Annotated in this window: 2 protein-coding genes; both read right to left on the reverse strand. The window is 48.2% G+C overall.

Features of this window, described 5'->3' with window-relative positions; translation table 11 throughout:
- Nucleotides 1-34: 34 nt before the first annotated feature.
- Nucleotides 35-463 (reverse strand): hypothetical protein, encoded by a 429-nt coding sequence (locus NW852_RS01460; protein ID WP_414426409.1) that lies wholly within the window; start codon nt 461-463, stop codon nt 35-37.
- Between the two features lie 181 nt (nt 464-644).
- A complete protein-coding gene (locus NW852_RS01465) occupies nt 645-1,037 on the reverse strand; it encodes a hypothetical protein (RefSeq protein ID WP_414426410.1) in 393 nt (130 codons plus the stop codon).
- Nucleotides 1,038-1,982 lie beyond the last annotated feature (945 nt).

The following is a 1,982-nucleotide window of genomic DNA, read 5'->3' on the forward strand; positions in this document are numbered from 1 at the left end:
ATTCAGGTTCTAGTGGCAGCAATGCCATCGGGGTTCAAGTCCCCGGTTCCGCATTACTGGTCTTGGTAGCGAGCGGGCTCCGAGTCATTAGGTATTTTAGCTTAGAGAAAATTTGGGAAAGCTTCAGACGAGCATGGCTCAGATTGCCCTTTTCGCTGTCTAAGACTAGAAGGAGGAACGAGCCAGTTGTGGTTTCAACCAATCGAATGAGGCAAAATAACTTTTCGTAGATGAAAACTATTTCTCTAATTTTTTCTGCAGGTTTTTCACTTTGCAAAGCTTTGTTTCTAACCACTTCTGCGCTGCTGGCTACCAGCAACATTAGTTCAGCTCGTGAAAAGCCATCGCTGCTCATGCTGAGTTTATGAGCTATGTAGCCACCTCTTCTCCAATCTGCAAAAGCGATCCCTAAAGCCCCCTCGACAGTAAGGCCTTCGCCTAGAGCAGCCTGAATGTGATTCATTTGCTAAGGAGCTCCTACGTCTTTGGTTTACCGTAGGTTAACACATCCAGGCTTGGTTTACCGTAGGTTGACACACCCAGGAAGCTTACAAGGTCTTAAGGTGTGAGAAACTTCCCTCCAAAACCCAGAGGCCTGGGCATTCTGGATTTCTTTAGCTACGGGTCTTGGGAGAGAAAAGCCCTTAGAATCTTGCGGTTTTGAGAGGTAACTGTCGGAGCTGCTCTGCAAGCTGCTCCAACTTGATACGAGCCAAGGCTAAGTTCCCATTTTCTATATCCAACACTAGGTAAATAAACAACCCATGACTATTAACTAACCAGATCAGGTGATACTGTTCCTGGCAAACTACAATAATCTCCTTTAAACGTTGGGCCAGAGCCTCTGCAACCTTGAGCTTAGCGCGCAGCACCTCCGAGTTGCCGGCTATGGCAAGCGATAGGTCGCGCTCAGGCAAAGCAGAGACATCTGCAGACTTAGCTCCTAGGCATGTGCCGCTTCTCCAGTCGCCGACGGCAACACCTAGCGCACCGCCGAAAGTAAGAGCCTCCAGAAGAATCTTCTCGAGTGTCGGCATAGCCACATCCTTCCTCCTCCCTTGGCGGCACTGTTATTTGGGTACTTACCACTTACCGAGTAAGCAAGGTAGCCATCTATACCTTACCTCATTGCCTTTCTCCTGCCAAGTAGGAAAGGAGTGAGCCGCAAGGCCAAGCAAAAAAAGAAATTTAACTGCTTAAGTGAAGAAAGCAAAGCTCCTCATCTAGCTCTGCTCAAGCTTTCTAGCTACCTCAGTACCTGGTCTAGGCTAGAGCACTAGCTGTTCTGCCACTTGATCCAGCTTAATGCGAGCGAGAGCTAGGTTACCCTTTTCTCGATCCATAACAAGATAGAAAAAGAGTCCTCGGACAGACTTTACTACTCGAACGAGATGGTATTGCGTTTTTAGAACAACGAGAATCTCTTCGAGCTCATCCTTAATGCCTACAGACTCCAAAGTCCGGAACTTAGACCGAACAACCTCGGTCATACCTGCCACAGCTATCTCTAGATTCCGCTCAGGAAGGGCGGGAACGTTAGAGCCCTTGAAACCCAAGCACATGCCACTCTTCCAGTCACCAAGCGCAATGCCTATAGCTCCATCAATGGTTAGAGCAGTAGCCAAACTTTCCTGAACTTTCTGCACAGAACCCCTCCTGAACCAGAATACAAAAGTCTTCCTGGCTTTTGCCAGAAAGTATTATACCCACCGGCAGGTTCATCTTCTAGCGTATCATGTCAGATCTCTCCCCTGTCAACTCCTGTCCAGAGAGTTGGCTTACATACCTCGGGTTAGACCAGATCAAAGCAGTCGATTCGGACAAATGATGAAAAAGACTATATTCAAGTATTCAGGTGGGATCCTATTTCGACATTGGAGAAAAGCCATCTGGGGAGCAAGGTGTGCTGAGGAACAGATTCCGGCAGGGCGGTCGGGGAGTTATGCTGGGGTTGTCTCTTTTACCAGGCTGCTGAGGTTCAC

The sequence above is a fragment of the Synechococcus sp. H60.1 genome (assembly GCF_047462335.1).
Taxonomy (GTDB): Bacteria; Cyanobacteriota; Cyanobacteriia; order Thermostichales; family Thermostichaceae; genus Thermostichus.